This window comes from Candidatus Marivariicella framensis (genome assembly GCF_982709265.1).
On sequence record NZ_CEXPNT010000005.1, the window covers coordinates 15742 to 35716 of the forward strand.

Annotated in this window: 16 protein-coding genes; all 16 read left to right on the forward strand. The window is 28.9% G+C overall.

Translation table 11 applies throughout. The features are described from left to right. The first annotated feature begins 83 nt into the window (after positions 1–83). The 16 genes from AC34EU_RS02840 (at position 84) to AC34EU_RS02915 (ending at position 19891) form a co-directional block, all read left to right on the forward strand. Entirely contained in the window at positions 84–1085 is a 1002-nt protein-coding gene (locus AC34EU_RS02840) for a DHH family phosphoesterase (protein WP_489696033.1), read from the forward strand. Positions 1086–1171: 86 nt separating this feature from the next. Next, positions 1172–1618, forward strand: a complete 447-nt coding sequence (locus AC34EU_RS02845) for an FKBP-type peptidyl-prolyl cis-trans isomerase (RefSeq protein ID WP_487533651.1) — start codon at positions 1172–1174, stop codon at positions 1616–1618. A gap of 10 nt (positions 1619–1628) precedes the next feature. Beyond that, complete coding sequence (locus AC34EU_RS02850) at positions 1629–2711, forward strand: peptidylprolyl isomerase (RefSeq protein ID WP_489696034.1); 1083 nt, start codon at positions 1629–1631, stop codon at positions 2709–2711. Continuing rightward, positions 2704–3753 (forward strand): DUF3810 domain-containing protein, encoded by a 1050-nt coding sequence (locus AC34EU_RS02855; protein WP_487533653.1) that lies wholly within the window; start codon positions 2704–2706, stop codon positions 3751–3753. The genes AC34EU_RS02850 and AC34EU_RS02855 overlap by 8 nt, the downstream gene beginning before the upstream one ends. A gap of 52 nt (positions 3754–3805) precedes the next feature. Continuing rightward, the gene (locus AC34EU_RS02860) at positions 3806–6799 is read left to right on the forward strand and encodes an amidohydrolase family protein (RefSeq protein ID WP_487533654.1); all 2994 of its coding nucleotides are present in this window, start codon (positions 3806–3808) and stop codon (positions 6797–6799) included. Between the two features lie 5 nt (positions 6800–6804). Further along, on the forward strand, positions 6805–8118 hold the full coding sequence (locus AC34EU_RS02865) for an amidohydrolase family protein (RefSeq protein ID WP_487533655.1): 1314 nt from the start codon (positions 6805–6807) through the stop codon (positions 8116–8118). Positions 8119–8141: 23 nt separating this feature from the next. Further along, positions 8142–8918: a TrmH family RNA methyltransferase gene (locus AC34EU_RS02870; RefSeq protein WP_487533656.1), complete on the forward strand. Its 777-nt coding sequence runs from the start codon at positions 8142–8144 to the stop codon at positions 8916–8918. A 43-nt stretch (positions 8919–8961) separates the two neighbouring features. After that, on the forward strand, positions 8962–11157 hold the full coding sequence (locus tag AC34EU_RS02875) for a RelA/SpoT family protein (protein WP_487533657.1): 2196 nt from the start codon (positions 8962–8964) through the stop codon (positions 11155–11157). A 27-nt stretch (positions 11158–11184) separates the two neighbouring features. Beyond that, entirely contained in the window at positions 11185–11646 is a 462-nt protein-coding gene (locus tag AC34EU_RS02880; protein ID WP_487533658.1) for a Fur family transcriptional regulator, read from the forward strand. A 14-nt stretch (positions 11647–11660) separates the two neighbouring features. Further along, positions 11661–12938 (forward strand): adenylosuccinate synthase, encoded by a 1278-nt coding sequence (locus tag AC34EU_RS02885; RefSeq protein WP_487533659.1) that lies wholly within the window; start codon positions 11661–11663, stop codon positions 12936–12938. A gap of 17 nt (positions 12939–12955) precedes the next feature. Next, a complete protein-coding gene (locus AC34EU_RS02890; protein ID WP_487533660.1) occupies positions 12956–14617 on the forward strand; it encodes an OstA-like protein in 1662 nt (553 codons plus the stop codon). After that, on the forward strand, positions 14614–15798 hold the full coding sequence (locus AC34EU_RS02895; RefSeq protein WP_487533661.1) for an aspartate aminotransferase family protein: 1185 nt from the start codon (positions 14614–14616) through the stop codon (positions 15796–15798). Before AC34EU_RS02890 ends, AC34EU_RS02895 begins: the two co-directional genes overlap by 4 nt. Positions 15799–15882: 84 nt before the next feature. Then, the gene (locus AC34EU_RS02900; protein ID WP_489696035.1) at positions 15883–17244 is read left to right on the forward strand and encodes a tetratricopeptide repeat protein; all 1362 of its coding nucleotides are present in this window, start codon (positions 15883–15885) and stop codon (positions 17242–17244) included. A 53-nt stretch (positions 17245–17297) separates the two neighbouring features. Then, positions 17298–18230 carry a DUF368 domain-containing protein gene (locus AC34EU_RS02905; RefSeq protein WP_487533663.1) on the forward strand — a complete coding sequence of 311 codons (933 nt, stop codon included), beginning with the start codon at positions 17298–17300 and terminating at the stop codon, positions 18228–18230. Continuing rightward, positions 18208–19167 carry a DUF368 domain-containing protein gene (locus tag AC34EU_RS02910; protein WP_487533664.1) on the forward strand — a complete coding sequence of 320 codons (960 nt, stop codon included), beginning with the start codon at positions 18208–18210 and terminating at the stop codon, positions 19165–19167. Before AC34EU_RS02905 ends, AC34EU_RS02910 begins: the two co-directional genes overlap by 23 nt. Further along, on the forward strand, positions 19145–19891 hold the full coding sequence (locus AC34EU_RS02915) for a shikimate dehydrogenase family protein (protein ID WP_487533665.1): 747 nt from the start codon (positions 19145–19147) through the stop codon (positions 19889–19891). Before AC34EU_RS02910 ends, AC34EU_RS02915 begins: the two co-directional genes overlap by 23 nt. Positions 19892–19975: the final 84 nt, after the last annotated feature.

Below are 19975 nucleotides of genomic sequence, written 5' to 3' on the forward strand. Positions count from 1 at the left end.
TTGTTGTAAAGTTAAACATTTGAATCAATCACAAAAATATTGGCATTAAAAAAGTATAGTTATCTTTGTTCTAGCTTTAATATATGAAAATTAAAAATTCAGAATCGCAAATCAAAACACTTATTGAAAAGTCTTCAAGCTGTGTTATTATACCTCATAAAAACCCAGACGGAGATGCTTTAGGTAGTTGCCTAGCATTAAATCATTTTTTATTAAAAAAGGGTTTAAATTCAATTGTTATTTCTCCTAATGATTATCCAAGTTTTTTAAAATGGATGCCTGGAGAAACTAAGATTTTAAATTTTGAAAAAGAATCCACTAAAGCTGTCCAAAAAATAGAAAATGCTGATTTGATTTTTACACTTGATTTTAATGATCTCTCAAGGTCAGGAATTATGTGCGATAATATAAAAGTAGCAAACGGAAAAATAATAATGATTGATCACCATGAAAAGCCAAAAGAATACGCTGATCTGAAATTATCTGATCCTGAAATAGGTTCCACTTGTGAAATGATATATAATCTAATTAATTATATAGACTCAGGTATTATAAATTCTGATATAGCTTCATGTTTATATACTGGAATAATGACTGATACAGGATCATTTAGATTTCCTTCAACCACATCCGGCACCCATCATGTTATTGCAAAACTTATAGAAAAGGGGGCGAATAATTCTGAGATTCATCAAAAAATATATGATACTTTCTCCTTCAATAGACTAAAGCTACTTGGAGTCGCTTTAAAGAATATTCAAAAATTAGATTCTTTACCCTATATTATAATTACATTAAACCAAACCGAGTTAGATGAATGTTCATTTAAAAAAGGAGATACTGAAGGGTTTGTTAACTATGGCTTAAGTATTAAAGGAATTGAACTATCAGTAATTTTAATAGAAAGTAAAGAGGATGGTATAATTAAAATGTCATTTCGATCTAAAGGTGATTTTTCAGTTAATATTTTTGCTGAAAAATATTTTTGCGGAGGTGGGCATCACAACGCAGCAGGAGGGGTTTCAAAGGAACCAATGTATGAAACAAAAAATAGGCTTATAAATCTTTTAAAATCATTCCATTGAGGATCAATGTAATACTAATAAGTTTTTTTTGCTTACTTGGCTTAAGTTGCCAGGATATTAAACCAAGAAAACCATTAAACAAAAAAATGTCAGTTTTTTTAAAAAATTCTGCAATAAGAAATAAGTCAAGAGTTCAATCTGAACAAGTTCTCATAAATAAAGCTAGAAAATTAGACACTAAAAATACCTATAAGGATTCTAATCTAGGCTTTTTATTTTCCGTAAAAGATCAAAAGAGCAAAAGTGTTTTTGCAAAAAGAGGAGATTTTGTAGAGGTTAAATATAAAATTGAAGACTTAAATCAAAACCTATTATATGGTGAAGATGATTTACAAACTGTAAAATTCATTGTGGATAAAGAAGAAATTATTCCGGCTTTAAGGGAGGGTGTTAAATTTTTATCTGAGGGAGATACAGGTATTTTTTTATTTCCATCTCATTTTTGTTATGGGTATCAGGGAGATTCTGAAAAAATAGGTCCTAATCAACCTTTGAGATTTATCATAAAATTAGTATCATTATCAAATAATTAAATTAACAAAAATGAACAGACATCTATTTTTAATTTTATTCCTTATGTTTTTTAACTCATGTGATCAACATCCAGATTTAGAACCTGGAATGTATGCTGATATCATGACCAATAAAGGCAACATTATTCTTTTATTAGAATATGAAAAAACACCACTTACAGTTTCCAATTTTGTCGCTTTAGCTGAAGGAAACCATCCTAGTCCTAATTTAAAAGAAGAGTATAAAGGGAAAAAATATTATGACGGGATAGTTTTTCATCGAGTTTTAAAAGATTTTATGATACAGGGTGGTGACCCTACTGCTACAGGTCAAGGTGGGCCTGGTTTCAAGTTTGGAGATGAAATTACAGATCTACAACACAGTGGCCCTGGAATACTGTCTATGGCTAATAGTGGCCCTGGAACTAATGGAAGTCAATTTTTTATAACTCATAAAGCCACGCCTTGGCTTGATGGAAAACATACAGTTTTTGGAAATGTAATAGAGGGGCAAGAGGTAGTTGATAGCATAATTCAAAACGATACCATTAAAAAGCTGTCAATTATTAGAAAAGGTAAAAAAGCCCAAAGCTTTAATGCTGCTGAAGTTTTTAAAAATTTTCAAGCTAAAAAGGAAAAGGAAAAGGAACTAGTAGAGTTAAAGACAATTGAAAAGCAAAAGGAGAATTTCAAAAAGTTTTCAATTCAAAAAAATCAAGCAAAATCTACCTCTTCAGGCCTCAAATTTACTATTACTATTAAAGGCAAAGGTCCAAAATCAAATTCAACAAACAAAGTACTTGCCTATTATGCAGTTTATTTATCAGATGGGAGTATTATTGAAACTAGCATGATAAATGTTGCAAAAGAAAACGGTATTTATGACTTTAGAAAAGAAGATAGCGGAGGTTACGACCCTCTTCCTTTTGATGTCAGCAAAGAGGCCCAGTTAATTCCAGGATTTAAAGAAGGTATTAGACTACTTAACGTTGGAGATAAAGCAACTCTTTTTCTTCCTTTTGATATTGCATATGGTGAGTCTGGAAACGGAGCAATCCCTGCTAAGTCAGATTTAATTTTTGAAGTTGAAATTGTCGGATTAACTGGTGAATAAATTTAATAAGTCATACAGGGTTAGTTTTTTTAAATGGCTTTTATTAATATCACTTCCATTTCAATTTATTTTGATTCAAAATAATGAGTTTGAAAACTCAAATTTTATCAATTTATATATTACAAATTTCAATTACATATCAGAATTAAGAAAAAGTATTTTTTCTATATTTTCATTTTCTATTGGTGATATAATTTATTTATTGATAGTGATTATAGCAATTACTGTTATTTTTAAATATAGATCATACTACTTAAATTATAAATTTTATTTTTTAATAGATTTATTATCAGTCATAAGTGTTGTAAATGTTTTATTTCAGATTTCATGGGGGTTAAATTATCATTCTGAATCATTAGAATCAAAGCTGAATATTGAAAAGTCATATAGTGATCAAGACTTAGAAAAAGTTGTTTCATTTTTAATTTTTGAAACAAATAAATTACACCACCAACTTTCAAGAAATGACACCTTACCTGTTGAATTTCCATTTAATAAAAAACAAGCAAGGATGTTACTGGCAAATGAAAAAAATGATATTGTAAAAAACTCTATTTGGAGTACAATTATAAGCTATATGGGATATGCAGGATATTTAAACCCTTTCACTCTTGAGGCTCAAGTGAATGAAAAAATTCCTATGATTAGTTATTTAACCACTATTGCACATGAACAATCGCATCAAAATGGTGTTGCACGAGAAAACGAATCGAATTATTGGGCATATAAAAAAACATCTAATAATAAAAACCCGTATATTAAATATGCAGGATACAGCTTTGCTCTCAGATATTGTATGTCTGATTTATATAAAAAAAATCCAAAAAAGTCGAAATTATTATCTCAAAGCATTCATTTAGGAATTAAAAAAAATTTTAATGACATTAATAAATTTTGGAATAAATACAAAAACCCTTTGGAACCTATTTTTAAAAAATCATATGATAGTTTTTTAAAAATCAATAATCAAAAACTAGGTATATCAAGCTACAATGAAATGGTTTCACTTGTGATATTTGATTTAAAAAATGATATCGAATAATCAAAAAAATTAATTACTTTTCAATAACATAATAATATAATAATATAAATAGATGAAAAAATATATTTTTCTTTTTATAATGCCCCTGACCTTTGTCACAGCACAAAGCTATTTCCCTAATAATTCTGGTGTAAAAACAACAAAAAACAGCTATCAAGCATTTACTAATGCTACTATCCACATTTCTGCTGAAAATGTAATTAATGACGCTACATTATTAGAAAAAAATGGAATTATAGTTAGTGTTGGTAAAAATATATTAATACCAGAAAATACAAGAGTTTACAATAAATCAGGAAAACACATATACCCCTCTTTTATAGAAGTATATTCTGAATTTGGAATTAAAAAGGCTAAAAGAATTGGTTCTCCTGGCAGGAGCTATCAATTTGAGCCTAGTAGGGAAGGATATTATTGGAATGATCATATTTTAAGTGATTATAACAGCATCCGTGATTATAAATATGATAAAAAGTCTGCTTCAAAAATTCGAAAAATGGGTTTTGGAGTTGTAAACACTCATAGAGCAAATGGTATCATCAGAGGAACAGGTATATTGCTAAACCTTAATGATCATGAAAATGATAGTAAAAGAATATTATCTAAAAAATCAACTGAGCACTATTCATTTAAAAAAAGTGTTACCTCTAATCAAAATTATCCTGGTTCTATTATGGGTTCAATTGCTTTAATCCGTCAATTGTATCATGATGCTAATTGGTATGAGTTAGGAAATTCATTAACTAATGACTTATCTATTGAAGCGCTTATTGAGAATAAAAGCTTGCCCAAAATATTTGACGCAGGTGGTGATAAATTAAACACTATCCGAGCGATTAAATTAGGAAAAGAAATTGGTGAGAATTTTGCTGTTCTCGGAAGCGGAAAAGAATATGAAAATTTAAGAGAATTAAAACAACAAGGGGTTACATTAATACTTCCTTTAAATTTTCCGAAAGCAACAAATGTATCTGACCCTCTATTGACAAAACAAATTCCATTAAGTTCGATGAGATATTGGAGTCAAGCACCATCAAACCCTAATAAAGTAGCAAAGTATAATATACCTTTTGTTTTTACCGGATTTAATCTAAAATCATCAGAAGAGTTTTTTAGTAATATTAAAAAAGCAATTAATTATGGCTTAGATCCAATTATTGCTCTAAAAGCACTTACAACTTATCCTGCCAAGATTTTAGGAATGGAAGATAAAATAGGGGTTCTTAAGACAAATAGTTTGGCTAATTTCATTATCACTTCTGATGAATTATTCAAAGACAAAACAATTATTACTGAGAACTGGATTCAAGGCAAACCCCACATATTGGTAAACGATAATATTATTAATGTAGATGGTGATTATGATTTTTTAATTAATAATGAACTTTTTAAACTGAACCTTAAAGGAAGTGATAAGAAGTTGATTGCAAAGGTTACTAAAGATTCAACAACATTTTCAACTAAATCAAAGTATAGTAATGGCTGGTTAGATATTACTATTATTGATAAAAATAAAAATACTTTTGCTCAATTTAATAGTAAAATAAATGATAAAAGTACTCTAAATGGCAATGGTATTGATTTCCAGGGGGATTCATTTGTATGGACAGCTAAGTCTATCAAAAGTGATTCAATGTCTAAAGTAGATTCAAAGAAAATAAAAAATAAAAATTTTTATAAACCTGTAGCTATTACTTATCCAAACAATGCCTATGGGAATAAATATTTACCAAAACAAAAAGACATTTTATTTAAAAATGCAACGGTATGGACAAATGAAAAAGAAGGAATTATTAAAAACACTGATGTTCTTGTTGTTAATGGTAAAATAAGTATTATTGGAAAAAATATTAAAAACACAAATAATATAGAAGTAATTGATGCTAGTGGAAAACATTTGACTAGTGGGATTATTGATGAACATTCTCATATTGGGGCCTCAAGTATTAATGAAGGAGGGCATAATTCATCTGCAGAAGTAAGTATTGAAGACGTTATTGATCCTGATGATATAAATATTTTTAGAAATCTTGCAGGTGGTGTAACAACAATTCAGATTCTTCATGGGTCAGCAAACCCAATTGGCGGACAATCTGCAATAATTAATCTTAAATGGGGGGAATCTGCTGAAAAAATGCTTTATAAAAATGCAGATCCATTTATAAAATTTGCTTTAGGAGAAAATGTCAAACAATCTAGGTCTACAAGACAATTACGTTTTCCCTCAACAAGAATGGGTGTTGAGCAAGTCTTTATTGATAATTTTCAAAGGGCTAAAGAATATGGAGAGACATGGGCTAAATACAACAAGCTATCTGAAAAATTAAAAAGAAAAACTAAATCTCCTAGATACGATATTGAAATGGAAGTTTTATGGGAAATTTTAAGAGGAGATCGATTTGTTTCATGCCACTCATATGTTCAAAGTGAAATAAATATGTTAATGAAGGTTGCTGAGCAATTTGATTTTAGAATAAATACTTTTACACATATACTTGAAGGTTATAAAGTATCTGACAAAATGGAAAAACATGGAGCTGGCGCTTCTACATTTTCAGACTGGTGGGCATATAAATTTGAAGTTAATGACGCTATACCATATAATGGTTCCATCATGCATAATGCTGGAGTTTTAGTAGCCTATAATTCTGATAGTGCAGAAATGTCAAGGCGCTTAAATCAAGAAGCTGCAAAAGCAATTAAATATGGTGGAGTTTCAGAAGAAGATGCTTGGAAATTTGTAACATTAAATCCAGCAAAATTATTACATATAGATGATAAAGTGGGAAGTGTCAAAATAGGTAAAAATGCAGATTTAGTTTTATGGTCTGATCATCCAATGTCAATATATGCCATAGCTGAAAAAACCATGATTCAAGGAAAAACTTATTATTCAATTGATAATGTTTCTAAAAAAATTAAATCTATAGAAAAAGAAAGAAATTTTTTAATCGGACAAATGCTTGATGCTTCAAGTAAAGGTGCCCCTACTCAGGAACCGAAAAATTTTACTAGAAGAGAATTTCATTGTGAAACTTTAGACTAAAAATTATGAAAAAAACAACAATTTTATTTTGCATTATATCACTAAACTTAGTTTTAGGTCAGCAAACTCCTGCAAATGAACAAACTCAAAACATTCTTATCACCAATGCTTTTATTCATATAGGTAACGGAACAACAATTGAAAATGGTTCTATTAGCTTTTCTGACGGAATAATAAATTATGTTGGTGAAAACATCTCTAAAGAAGATTCGTTTCCTTTGCTTTTATCTAAAAAACAATCTAGGGTAATAAATGCAAATGGAAAACATATATACCCTGGCTTTATTGCAATAAACTCTACTTTAGGGTTAGTTGAAATTGATGCGGTAAGAGCATCAGATGATGAAGATGAATTAGGGGATTTTCTTCCCCACATAAGAAGTGCGATTGCATATAACGCGGAGTCAAAAGTTGTAGAAAGTGTGAGACCAAATGGAGTTTTAATTGCTCAAGTTGTTCCAAGAGGAGGAACTATATCAGGAAGTTCATCTGTGATGCAGCTAGATGCATGGAATTGGGAAGATGCTCTTTTAAAATCAGATGAAGGTATTCATATGAATTGGCCAAGTCCATACTCAAGGGGAAGATGGTGGCTAGGAGAAGACCCCTCTTTAAAGGAAAATAAAGACTATTTAAAATCAACAACATCAATTAAAAACTTTTTTGAAGAGTCAAAGGTGTACTCAGGTCAAAAACCCAAACACCTCCCCTATTCATCTATGAAAGGTGTTTTTGACGGATCAAAGACGATGTATTTACACGCTAGTTATGAAAAACAAATAGTTGATGGTGTTAATTTTTTAAAAGAACAAAAAATAAAAAATATTGTTTTAGTTCATGGAGAACAATCAATTAATCAAATAAAATATTTGAAAGATAATAAGATACCTGTAATTATCTCACGGCCACACAGATTGCCAGATAATGAAGATCATGATCCTAAATTAACTTTTAAGTTAGCAAAGAAATTAATTGAAAAGGGAATTATTGTAAGTATAGATCCTAGTGGACAAATGGAAAGAATGAATACCCGAAATCTTCCATTCTATGCAGGAAGTTTCTCAGCTTATGGAGTTGACAAAGAAGAGGCTTTAAAAATGATAACAATTAATGCAGCTAAGATATTAGGCATTGATAAACAATTAGGAAGCTTAGAAGTAGGGAAAGATGCTACATTGTTTGTCTCAAAAGGAGATGCTCTGGATATGAGAACTAATATACTTTCTAATGCCTTTATTAATGGTCGAGAAATAAGTTTAGAAACTCATCAAACTGAATTATGGAAACGTTATTCAGAAAAATTTAGCACTCAAAAATAAAATATTCATTATTTGAATTTAATGTGAAAATAGTTTCAAGCGCACAAAACCTAAACATAAAAAATCTTTTGACTTTACAAAAAAAGTCTAGAGAAAGAAAAAAGAAAAAGCTTTTTGTAGTAGAAGGTAAAAAAGAAATTGAAAGAGCTTTACTCGGAAATTATTATTTTAAAATCATTTTTATTCGTGAGGGATCTTCAAATATCTTCATTGACTTCACTGAAAAAGTTTCTAATTTTATAATAATTAAGGATGAATTATTTGATAAAATAACCATCCGTTCTGGTAGTGAAAAATTTATAGGTATTGGAATATCAAAAAGTCATGAATTAGAGGGGTTTAAACTAAATAAAAAAGCTATAATTTTAGTTGCTGAATCAATTGAAAAACCTGGAAATATTGGAGCGTTATTAAGAACAAGTTCAGGTTTAGGAATTTCAGCTTTTATACTTACTAATCCAAAAACTGATCTATACCATCCAAACATAATTAGATCTAGCCTAGGAGGAATTTTTAGTATTCCGATAATTGTATCAAGCTCAAATGATATAATAAGTTTTTTTTTAAAGAACAATATTAATATAGTTTCTGGAGCACTAACAACTAATTCAATCCCAATGAATAAAGCAAATTACAATAAACCTTGCGCTATAGTTGTTGGAAGCGAATCGAAAGGTCTTGAAAAAAAATGGATTGAAAATTCATCAGAAATTGTTAAAATCAATATGAATAACAACATAGATTCCTTGAATGTTTCAGTTGCTGCAGCTATACTATTAAAGCATTGTATAGATAATTAAAATCCTTGGTCTTAACAAAAGAAAAAGTTAACTTCATATAATTATGTTAGTAGATGAAGTTATAGAAAATAAAGAAATCGCTCGGCAGTATAAGGAGTTGTTAAGAATAAGCTATCAAAGACTTACAGCTAGCGATAAAAAGCTGATTCGCTTAGCTTTTGACACTTCAGTTGACGCTCATAAAAACCAAAGAAGGAAATCTGGTGAAGCTTATGTTTTTCATCCAATTGAAGTTGCTAAAATTGTAGCTGATGAAATTGGACTTGATGCAACTTCAATTGCAGCAGCATTATTACATGATGTTTTAGAGGATACAGATTATAATGTTGATCAAATTGAAAGTTTATTTGGGAAAACTGTCACTAAAATTGTAGTTGGACTAACAAAAATTTCTAATTTAAAAAAAGATAAATACGATTCTCTTCAGGCTGAGAACTTTAGAAAAATGCTATTAACTCTTAATGATGATATAAGAGTTATTATTATAAAAATTGCAGATCGTCTGCATAACATGAAAACTCTTAATAGTTTGGTTAAAGATAAAAGAGAGAAAATTGCAGCAGAAACTCTTTTCATTTATGCACCCTTAGCCCACAGAATTGGTCTTTATAATATCAAATCTGAGCTTGAAGATCTAGGCCTTAAACATACTGATTTAAGAAAATATAATCAGATTAAAAATAAAATTGAAAAAAGCAGAACTAAACAAGATTTATATATAAAGAAATTTTCTTCATTGGTTCAAAAAACTTTAAACAAAGAAAATTTTAAATATTCTATAAACGGGAGGAGTAAATCTATATACTCAATATTCAACAAAATGGAAAATCAATCAATTCCATTTGAATTGATATATGATAAATTTGCTATTAGGATAGTATATAGTGCTGAAAGAGTTGATGAAAAATTCATTGCTTGGAAAATATATTCTATTATAACTGATCATTTTGTTCCTAATCCTACTAGATTAAGAGATTGGATTACAGCACCAAAATCTACAGGGTATGAAGCTCTTCATGTTACAGTAAGTGGACCTGAAAATCAATGGGTTGAAGTTCAAATTAGATCAGATAGAATGCATGAAATAGCAGAAAAAGGATATGCTGCTCATCATAAATATAAAATTGAAAATAAAAATGATGTCGGAATAGAAGACTGGCTAGATCGTTTAAAGGAGTTGTTAAAGGAGAATAGCGTTAATGCTGTTGACTTTGTAGATGACTTCAAACTAAGCTTGTACTCTGAAGAAATATTTGTTTTTACCCCAAATGGTGACTTACTCTCAATTCCAAAAGGCTCAACTGCATTGGATTTTGCTTTTAGTATTCACACAGAAATTGGAATAAAAACTAGAGGTGTTAGAATAAATCAAAAACTTGTTCCATTAAGTAAAGTTCTGAAAAGTGGTGATCAAGTTGAAATTATAACTTCAGAAGCCACAAAACCAAATGCAAATTGGCTTGATTTTGTTGTTACCTCAAGAGCTAGATCAAAAATAAAGTCCTCGCTAAATGAGGAAAAAAAGAAAATTGAAGAGGATGGAAAAGAAATATTAAGAAGAAAATTAAAACATCTTAAAATCATCCTTACTGATAAGGTTATTACGTTAATGCTAAGATTTTTTAAAATTAATGCAAGTTCTGATCTTTACTATCAGGTAGGATCTGGAACTCTTGACAATAAAAAAATTAGACAATTTTCATCCGATTACAACAATAAATTTATTAGTTTTTTTAAAAAAAGACTCAAATACAACTCCTCATATATAAGTAAGAATATTAAAATAAATGATTATGATAAATTAGTTTTTGGTAAAGATCAACAATCATTAAGTTATATGATTGCATCATGCTGTAATCCAATACCTGGTGATTCAGTTTTTGGATTTATTACAATTAATGAAGGAATTAAGGTTCATAAAAAAAAATGTAGCAATGCTCTTTCAATGCAATCAAAATTTGCTTACCGAATAATTAATGCTAAGTGGATTAATTCATCCACAGATATTTTTACTGCTATTCTTAGAATTACAGGAATAGATAATATAGGCTTGGTTAATGAGTTAACTAGAGTGATTTCTAGTAACATGAATGTTGATATATTTAAACTTAATTTTGAAACTGAGGATGGCCTTTTTAAAGGGAATGTGGGTGTAAGAGTTCGAAACAAAACTATTTTAAATAAAATGGTAAAAAACTTACAGAAAATGAAAGGAATTGAAAAGGTTACTCGAGAGTAACTGAATAAAAGATTATATTTGTAAAAGATGCAAGAAATAGAATCACAAAAAGAAGTAAAGTCACAACAAGACGTTGTCAAAGAAGTTTTTACAAACTTCTTGAACATAAAATATCACAGAAAAACACCAGAGCGTTTTGCTATTTTATTTGAAATCTATGCAAGTAAAGAACATTTTGATATAGAATCTTTATATATCAAAATGAAAAATAAAAACTATAGAGTCAGTAGAGCTACTCTATACAACACTATAGATCTTTTACTTGAATGTGGGTTAGTTAGAAAACATCAATTTGGAAATGCTCACGCTCAGTATGAAAAATCATATTTTGACAGACAACATGATCATGTAATTTTTACTGACACGGGAGATGTAAAAGAATTTTGTGATCCCAGAATTCATCAAATTAAACAAACAATTGAAGAAGTTTTTGATATTAATATTCATAATCATTCATTGTATTTTTACGGCACAAAAAAAAACGTTTAAGAATTTATTAAAATATGGCTGTTGATTTGTTACTCGGACTCCAATGGGGGGACGAAGGAAAAGGGAAAATTGTTGATGTATTAACAAAATCTTATGATATAATCGCTCGCTTTCAAGGAGGTCCAAATGCAGGACATACTCTGGAGTTTGATGGAATTAAACATGTACTTCATACAATTCCATCTGGAATTTTTCATCCATCAGCAATAAATCTTATTGGAAATGGCGTTGTGATAGATCCAGTAATATTTAGAAAAGAAATTAAAGGTCTAATGCCATACAATATTGATTTCAAGACAAAACTTTTGATTTCAAAAAAGGCTCATATTATTTTGCCAACTCATAGATTACTAGATGCTGCTTCTGAGGCTTCTAAGGGTAAAGCTAAGATTGGGTCAACTCTAAAGGGAATAGGTCCAACTTATATGGATAAAACTGGAAGAAATGGAATCAGAATAGGTGATATTCTTCTTACTGATTGGAAAAATAAATACCATTTACTTTCAAAAAAACATTTAAAAATGTTAGACTATTTTAATAGTGAAATTGAATTTGATCTAAAGTCAATGGAAAAAGAGTTTTTTGAATCATTAGAAGTTATCAAATCTTGTCAAATAGTTGATAGCGAAGAATATATTAGCAAGGCTCAAAAAGCAGGTAAAAAAATATTAGCCGAAGGTGCTCAGGGATCACTACTTGATATAGATTTTGGAACATACCCGTATGTTACATCTTCAAATACTACTGCAGCAGGCGCGTGTACAGGGCTTGGTATAGCGCCTAATAAAATAAAAAATGTTTTTGGTATTTTTAAAGCTTACACAACTAGAGTGGGAAGAGGTCCATTTCCTACAGAATTATTTGATGAAAGTGGAAAAACTATGGCAAAGGTTGGAAATGAGTTTGGTTCTACTACAGGAAGGTCAAGAAGATGTGGTTGGATTGATTTAGTTGCTCTTAAATATTCTATTGAAATAAATGGAGTAACTCAATTAATGATGATGAAAGGAGATGTGTTATCTGGATTTAAGAATATCAAAGCATGTTCTTCATATGAAATGGAAAATGGAGAAACAACATTGTTTTTCCCTTATGATTCAGGAGCTAAGGGGCTAAAACCAGTATATAAAGAATTAAAAGGCTGGTCAGAAGATTTAACAAAAATTACAGATGAAAAATATTTTCCTGAAACATTTAAAGAATATATAAAATTCTTAGAAAAAGAATTAGAAACTCCAATTAAAATAGTGTCTGTAGGACCAGATCGTAAACAAACTATTTTTATAAATTGATTTATTAAAACTAGCTTTTGTATCGAGCACTTATTTTTATTTTTATTAACATCATAGGATGTCTTATGATTGTCGGCCAAGATTCTAAGGTGATAGAAATTAGAAAAGCTGGAAGTTCGAATCAAAATGAATTACTATACCCTGGCGCTAATATACTATTAAAGGATATGAATACTCGTGTCAACCTCTATCATGAAGGAGCGTTAATAATTTCTGACAAAGCATTTTTTTATAACAAATCTAATTTTTTTAGAGCTGAAGGTAATATTGTATTTACTCAAGGTGATAGTTTAACGATGACATGTTCTTACCTCGAGTATGATGGAAGTTTGAAAAAAGCAAAGGCATGGGGTGCTGTTTTTTTAAAAAAACCTGATATGTCCCTAGAAACTGATACACTTTATTTAGACAGGAAAAAGCAGATTGGATATTATAATACTTTTGGCAAAGTAATTGATAGCTCAACAGTTCTTACAAGCAATAAAGGCTCTTTATTTATGAATGAAAATAAATATAGATTCACCTCTAGTGTGAAAATTGACTCTCCCAAATACTCTGTTAAATCTGAGAGGCTAGATTATTTCACTGATATAGACAACGCTTATCTTTACGGTCCAACCGATATAGTTGGTGAGGATTATTCAATATATTGTGAAAGAGGTTTTTACGATTTAAAAAAAGAGAAAGGAAATTTTCAAAAAAATGGAAAAATAATTTATGATGGAAAAATAATTTCGGGAGACAGCTTGTATTTTGAAAAAAGTAAAGAATACGCGTCTGCAACAAATCGAGTAAGAATAAAAGACACCATGAACAACTCCATTATTTATGGTCATTACGGAGAGGTTTTTAAAGCCAAGGATTCTGCAATTATAACGAAAAGAGCTGTTGCTCTTAATATTATTGAAAATGATTCTCTATTCATTCACGCTGATACTTTAATAGCCACAGGCCCTCAAGATAATAGAGTTTTAAGGGGGTTCTATGATGTTCGATTTTTTAAGTCTGATGTCAAAGGGAGATCAGATTCCCTTTTTTTAAATCAACAAACTGGGGATATTGAGCTTATCAATAAACCTTTAACAAATAAAGAACTTCAATTGTTCACTGAAGAAGATAAAAATAAACGTAATCCAATATTGTGGTTTGGCGATAGTCAAATGACTGGTAATCAAATTTTTCTTTTATCAAATTTAAAAACAAAGAAACTTGACTCACTTAAAATAATAGGAGAGGCATTTATTATTGAAAAAGATAGTATTGGCAAAGATGGATTTAATCAAATCAAAGGAGGTTTATTAAATGGGGATTTTATTGATGGTCAGTTAAATAATATAGAAGTTATAAAAAACACACAGGTAATTTATTATTTATATTCAGATGAAGATAATGAGTTAATCGGTATTAATAAGACTATTTGTAGTTCACTTGACATGATAATGATAAATAACGAAATTTCAGATATCACCTTTCATATCAATCCAAATGGTGAAGTGTTCCCAGATAAAGAAATTGATGAAAATGAAAGAAAACTTAAAGGTTTTGTGTGGAGAAATGATGAAAAACCTAAAAATGAAAATGATCTATTTAGTGAAAAAGATAAAAACTTAATTCTTCCAAAAATAAATGGTATTGAAATTCCAAAATCTTTTTTTTATGAATTGGATTTTAATCGATGAAAAATAAGTTTTTAAAATATCAAGCAAAAACAACACCTGACCCAATAGGCTTAGAAATAAAAAAAGCAAAAGGCTCATATATTTGGGATAAATCAAATAAAAAATATCTTGATTTTATTGCTGGGATTTCTTCAAATCCTCTAGGCCATAGGCACCCTTCAGTTATAAAAGAAATAAAAAAACAGTTAAAAAAATACATGCATGTTATGGTTTATGGAGAATACATTCAAAAACCTGCTGTTGAGCTATGTGAAAATATTGTAAATAAACTTCCAAACAAATTAGATGTCATATATTTAACAAATTCAGGCACTGAAGCAATTGAGGGGGCTTTAAAAGTTGCGAAAAAGGCAACGGGGAGGAAAGAGTTTATTGCTGCAGAAAATTCATATCATGGAAGTACTCATGGAGCCCTGAGCTTATTAGGTGTTAAAAAACAAAAAATAGGGTATGAACCTTTACTTCCTGGAGTAAATTTTATTCGTTTTAATAACATTGACGATATAAATCTAATTACTACAAAAACTGCAGCTGTTGTTTTGGAAACTATTCAAGGAGGTGCTGGATTTATTTTACCAACAAACAACTATTTAAAATTAGTTAAACAAAAATGTGAGGATACTGGAGCTCTCCTTATATTAGATGAAATACAGCCTGGTTTTGGAAGAACAGGTAAGCTTTTTAGTTTTGAACATTTTAATTTAGTACCCGATATACTTGTAATGGGCAAAGGAATGGGTGGCGGACTACCTATAGGGGCTTTCTGCTCATCTAAAAAAATAATGAAATTACTTGAAAGTAAACCAAAACTAGGTCATATTACAACATTTGGAGGTAACCCAGTAGTTGCAGCTTCAGCACTAGCAACAATAGAAACTATTTACAAAGAAAATTTAATAGATAGTGTTGATGCAAAAGAAAAATTATTTAGAAAAAGATTAAAACATCCTTTGATAAAAAGAATCAATGGAAAAGGATTAATGCTTGCTATAATATTTGATAAAAAATCAACAGCTAATACTCTTGTCTTAAATTCCATGGATAGGGGACTAATATTGTTTTGGCTTTTATGGGAAAAAAAAGCTGTTAGAGTTTCTCCACCTTTAAATATTAGTGTGAAAGAAATTAATAAAGGCTGTGATATCATTATTAGTATTTTAAACAAAATCATCAACCCTTAATGTTAACTATTTTGTTAAAAACAATATTTTAATGGATATTAAACATTCATTTAGGTTATCTAACTTGGAATAAGATATAATAATATGTTAAACTTCAATCATGATGATTTTATTGCTCCAATATCGAAGTTTGAAGCAATGCTTAAAACCAATGAGGTTTTATTTTTTGACGCTCAGGAATTCGAGAGTATCGTTCAATACTATATAGACTACGGAAAACTGAATCTTGCAGGAAGGGCACTAGAAATAGGAATGAATCAACACCCAGGAAATGGAGAGCTACTTTTACTAAAAAGTGAAATATTAATTTTCGAAGGAAATTTTAAAAAATCTTTGGAAATAATAGAAATAGCTGAACAGTTAATACCTCAACATGAAGAAATCTTTTTACAAAAAGCAACAATTGCATCAAAATCAAAACAACATTCTGAAGCTATAAAATTCCTTAACAAAGCACTTGATTTATGCGAAGATCCTTTAGAGATATGGAGTCTAATAGGTATGGAGTTTATAATTTTAGAGGATTTTAATTCTGCGAAATACTATTTTAAATTATGTTTAGAAGAAGACCCATTAGATTATCAATCATTATATAATCTGCTTCACACATTTGATCAACTGGACGATTCATCTGGAGCTATAGAAACTTTAAATTTAATCCTAGAAAAAGATCCCTACTGTGAAGTTGCATGGCACCAACTTGGTAAAATTTATTGTAATCTACAAAAATACACAGAAGCAATTTCAGCATTTGAATTCGCTATTATTAGTGATGATAAATTCACTGGGGCTTATATTGAAATTGGTAGAATATTAGAGAAAACTGGTAAATTAAATATGGCGATAGAAAATTATCATATTGCATTACAAATAAATGATCCAAGCGCATTTGTTTTTCATAGAATTGCCAGTTGCTATAAGGCTTTAGGTAGTAATGATTTGTCTATTCAATTTTATAAAAAAGCTGTAAACACTGAGCCAACATTTGAAAAAGGGTGGATTGCTATTATTGATTTTTATTATCTAAATAATGATTTTACTAATGCTCTTGTATTTGCTAAAAGAGCCATAGAGTCTAATGGTGATAACTCTATTATAACATATAAATTAGGTCAAACTTTTTTTAAACTAGAACAGTTTTCGGATGCAGCTTTTTATTATGAAAGTGCTATTCAACTAGGAGATTGTAATAAAGAAATATGGAATAATCTTCTTGACTGTCTTATTAAACTATACAGATTTAATCAAGCTAAAAATAAAATAAATAAAGCTTTAGAAATTTATCCTAATTCTCCAGAAATTGTTTTTAGGTTAGCAATAGTTGAAATTAAAACAGGTAATATTGAATTGGCAAAAAAACATCTTAACTCTATTAATAGGTCATCTATAAATGAATTGTTTAAAAATGATTTATATAATAATTTAAGAAACATGATTAAACAATAGAGTTGCTTTTTTATCAGTTTTAGTGTTCTTGAACCATTTAAATAGATCTATACATGAAATCACTTTCTATTATTCTTAAAGGAGTTTTTATGGGAATAGCTGATCTAGTTCCTGGAGTCTCAGGAGGAACAATGGCTTTGATATTTGGGATTTATGATGATTTCATTTTTAGTTTATCAAAAATTTCAATATCATCATTAAGACTATTAAAAGATAATGGAATAAAAGCTTTTTGGATAGAAATCAATGGGAGTTTTCTTTTAAAATTATTTTCAGGAATTTTTATAGGGGTTTCTTTATTTACTTATCTAATAGATTGGCTTATTAACAACCATCCAATTCCTTTATGGGCTTTTTTTATAGGGGTTTTATTATCAAGCATAATTTTCATCTATAAAAATATTAAAAATCCAAAAACCAACTTATTGTTATATTTTCTTTTTGGAATATTAATTTCGTATTCAATTTCTCAAATAAATACAACTTCTGAAATTGAATCATTCAGTGGTTTATATTTATTTTTTTCGTCACTATTTGCAATAAGTGCTATGATTCTTCCAGGTATTTCAGGCGCATATATATTGATTCTATTTGGCACCTACACAGAAGTGATTTCAACAATAAAGGGTCTTTTAAATATTTTTATTAAACAAGATTACACCAATCTATATATTGTGACATACAAGGCTAGTATTATTGCGTTTGGAATAATTTGTGGAATATTAATCTTTTCTAAAATTTTTAAATGGCTTCTTGTCAAATATTATGATGCAGTACTAGTATTTATGATTGGATTAATGCTTGGTGGAATAAGTAAAATATGGCCATGGCAAGAAAATGGTGAAAGTATTCTTCCGTTTAATTATTCTGGAGAAAATTTCATCTTACTGGCTTTAATCTTTTTTATTTTGGGAATACTATTCATCTTTGGTGTTCAGCTTCTAGAAAAACAAAAACACAATGATGAAAAAGAGAACCACCAGTGATAAACTTTTATTATTAGTCAAAGGTTTTGCCATGGGAGCTGTAAACAAAGTTCCAGGTGTTTCAGGTGGAATAGTTGCTTTAGTTTCAGGTTTCTATATCGAGCTAATATATTCACTCCAAAAAATCAATTTAACATCTATAAGGCTTCTTTTTTCTGGACGCTGGAAGAGCTTCTATAATTATATAAATGCTGAGTTTTTAGTTTTTCTTTTTGGAGGAAGTATTATAAGTTTTTTTAGTATGTCTTTGATTTTAGAATTTCTAATACTGAATTATTCTAGTTATTTATGGTCAAGTTTTTTTGGAATGGTATTGGCTTCAATATTTTTTATTTTTCCTTTAGTAAAAAAATGGAAGCTAAATACTTATACGTTTTATTTTGTTGGAATGTTAACTGGTTTATGTATTAGCTTGTCTGAACCTATAAGCGGTAATGATAATTTATATTTTGTATTTTTCTGTGGATTAATTAGTGTGTCTGGGATGACCCTGCCTGGAATATCTGGTTCTTTTTTATTATTGCTTTTAGGGAATTATGAACTTTTATTAGTTGATTCAGTTAATGCATTTTTTTATACAATTAAAGAGACAGTTGGTGGCGATCTATCTTTTTTAAACGACAAGTCAAGAATTCGATTAATTAAAACGATGGTAGTCTTTATTTTAGGATCAATTACAGGATTAGTTTTTTTTGTAAATATTTTAAGTTTTGTTTTAAAAAAATTTTATTCAATAACGCTATCCCTAATAATTGGATTTGTTTCTGGATCTATTATAAGTTTATGGCCATGGAGATCTTTATCAGAAAACAATAAAATAACATATTATTTTCCCAGTGAAATTAATAAAGAGACCTCTTTAATGCTTATATGTATTATTTTAGGAGTTGGGTTTATATATATTTTAGAAAAATATGGGAAACAATTTAAAACATAAACAGTTTGGGCTTGTCGGAAAAAATATAGAATATTCATTTTCAAAAATATATTTTGAAAAAAAATTTTCAAAAAACAAGAACTACACTTATTTTAATTATAAAAATTTTGACATAAAAAATATTTCTGAAATAAAAGATATATATAAAATAAAAAATTTATCCGGTCTTAATATAACAATACCGTACAAAGAAAAAATTATACCCTATCTAGATCAGTTAACACCCACTGCTCAAAAAATTGGTGCAGTTAATACTGTAATATTTAAAAACGGTAAAACAATAGGTGATAATACAGATGTTATTGGATTTGAAAGAGCATTGGAAGTCTTTGTAGGGTCATTTATAAAAAAGGCACTAGTGCTTGGCTCAGGAGGAGCCTCAAAGGCTATAGAGTTTGTTTTAAGAAAAAATAGAATGGATATAATAATTGTGTCACGTAATCCAAATAAAAATGAAATAAACTATATCGATTTAAATCAAGAATTAATAAATAATTATCCGCTAATCATAAACTGCACTCCTCTGGGAACATTTCCAAAAATAGAAGGATTACCAAAAATTCCTTACGATTATATAAATTCAAAAAATTATTTATTTGATTTAATATATAATCCAAAAGAGACAAAATTTATGAAAAAAGGAATTGATAAAGGGGCAAATGTTTGTAATGGTCACAATATGTTGATTCAACAAGCAGAAGCATCATGGAAACTTTGGAAATAAGTAATAATATGATATATTTTTTGTAAATTTTAAAACAAATAATTCCAAAACTAGAGAACTAGTTTTAATAAGATAGTAATAAAA

What these genes read in the sequence shown, in the direction of transcription:
- AC34EU_RS02880 (WP_487533658.1), top strand. Translation starts at nt 11,185, where the DNA reads ATGCAAGAAATAGAATCACAAAAAGAAGTAAAGTCACAACAAGACGTT.
- AC34EU_RS02900 (WP_489696035.1), top strand. Translation starts at nt 15,883, where the DNA reads ATGTTAAACTTCAATCATGATGATTTTATTGCTCCAATATCGAAGTTT.
- AC34EU_RS02860 (WP_487533654.1), top strand. Translation starts at nt 3,806, where the DNA reads ATGAAAAAATATATTTTTCTTTTTATAATGCCCCTGACCTTTGTCACA.
- AC34EU_RS02910 (WP_487533664.1), top strand. Translation starts at nt 18,208, where the DNA reads ATGAAAAAGAGAACCACCAGTGATAAACTTTTATTATTAGTCAAAGGT.
- AC34EU_RS02895 (WP_487533661.1), top strand. Translation starts at nt 14,614, where the DNA reads ATGAAAAATAAGTTTTTAAAATATCAAGCAAAAACAACACCTGACCCA.
- AC34EU_RS02905 (WP_487533663.1), top strand. Translation starts at nt 17,298, where the DNA reads ATGAAATCACTTTCTATTATTCTTAAAGGAGTTTTTATGGGAATAGCT.
- AC34EU_RS02850 (WP_489696034.1), top strand. Translation starts at nt 1,629, where the DNA reads ATGAACAGACATCTATTTTTAATTTTATTCCTTATGTTTTTTAACTCA.
- AC34EU_RS02885 (WP_487533659.1), top strand. Translation starts at nt 11,661, where the DNA reads ATGGCTGTTGATTTGTTACTCGGACTCCAATGGGGGGACGAAGGAAAA.
- AC34EU_RS02845 (WP_487533651.1), top strand. Translation starts at nt 1,172, where the DNA reads ATGTCAGTTTTTTTAAAAAATTCTGCAATAAGAAATAAGTCAAGAGTT.
- AC34EU_RS02915 (WP_487533665.1), top strand. Translation starts at nt 19,145, where the DNA reads ATGGGAAACAATTTAAAACATAAACAGTTTGGGCTTGTCGGAAAAAAT.
- AC34EU_RS02840 (WP_489696033.1), top strand. Translation starts at nt 84, where the DNA reads ATGAAAATTAAAAATTCAGAATCGCAAATCAAAACACTTATTGAAAAG.
- AC34EU_RS02865 (WP_487533655.1), top strand. Translation starts at nt 6,805, where the DNA reads ATGAAAAAAACAACAATTTTATTTTGCATTATATCACTAAACTTAGTT.
- AC34EU_RS02875 (WP_487533657.1), top strand. Translation starts at nt 8,962, where the DNA reads ATGTTAGTAGATGAAGTTATAGAAAATAAAGAAATCGCTCGGCAGTAT.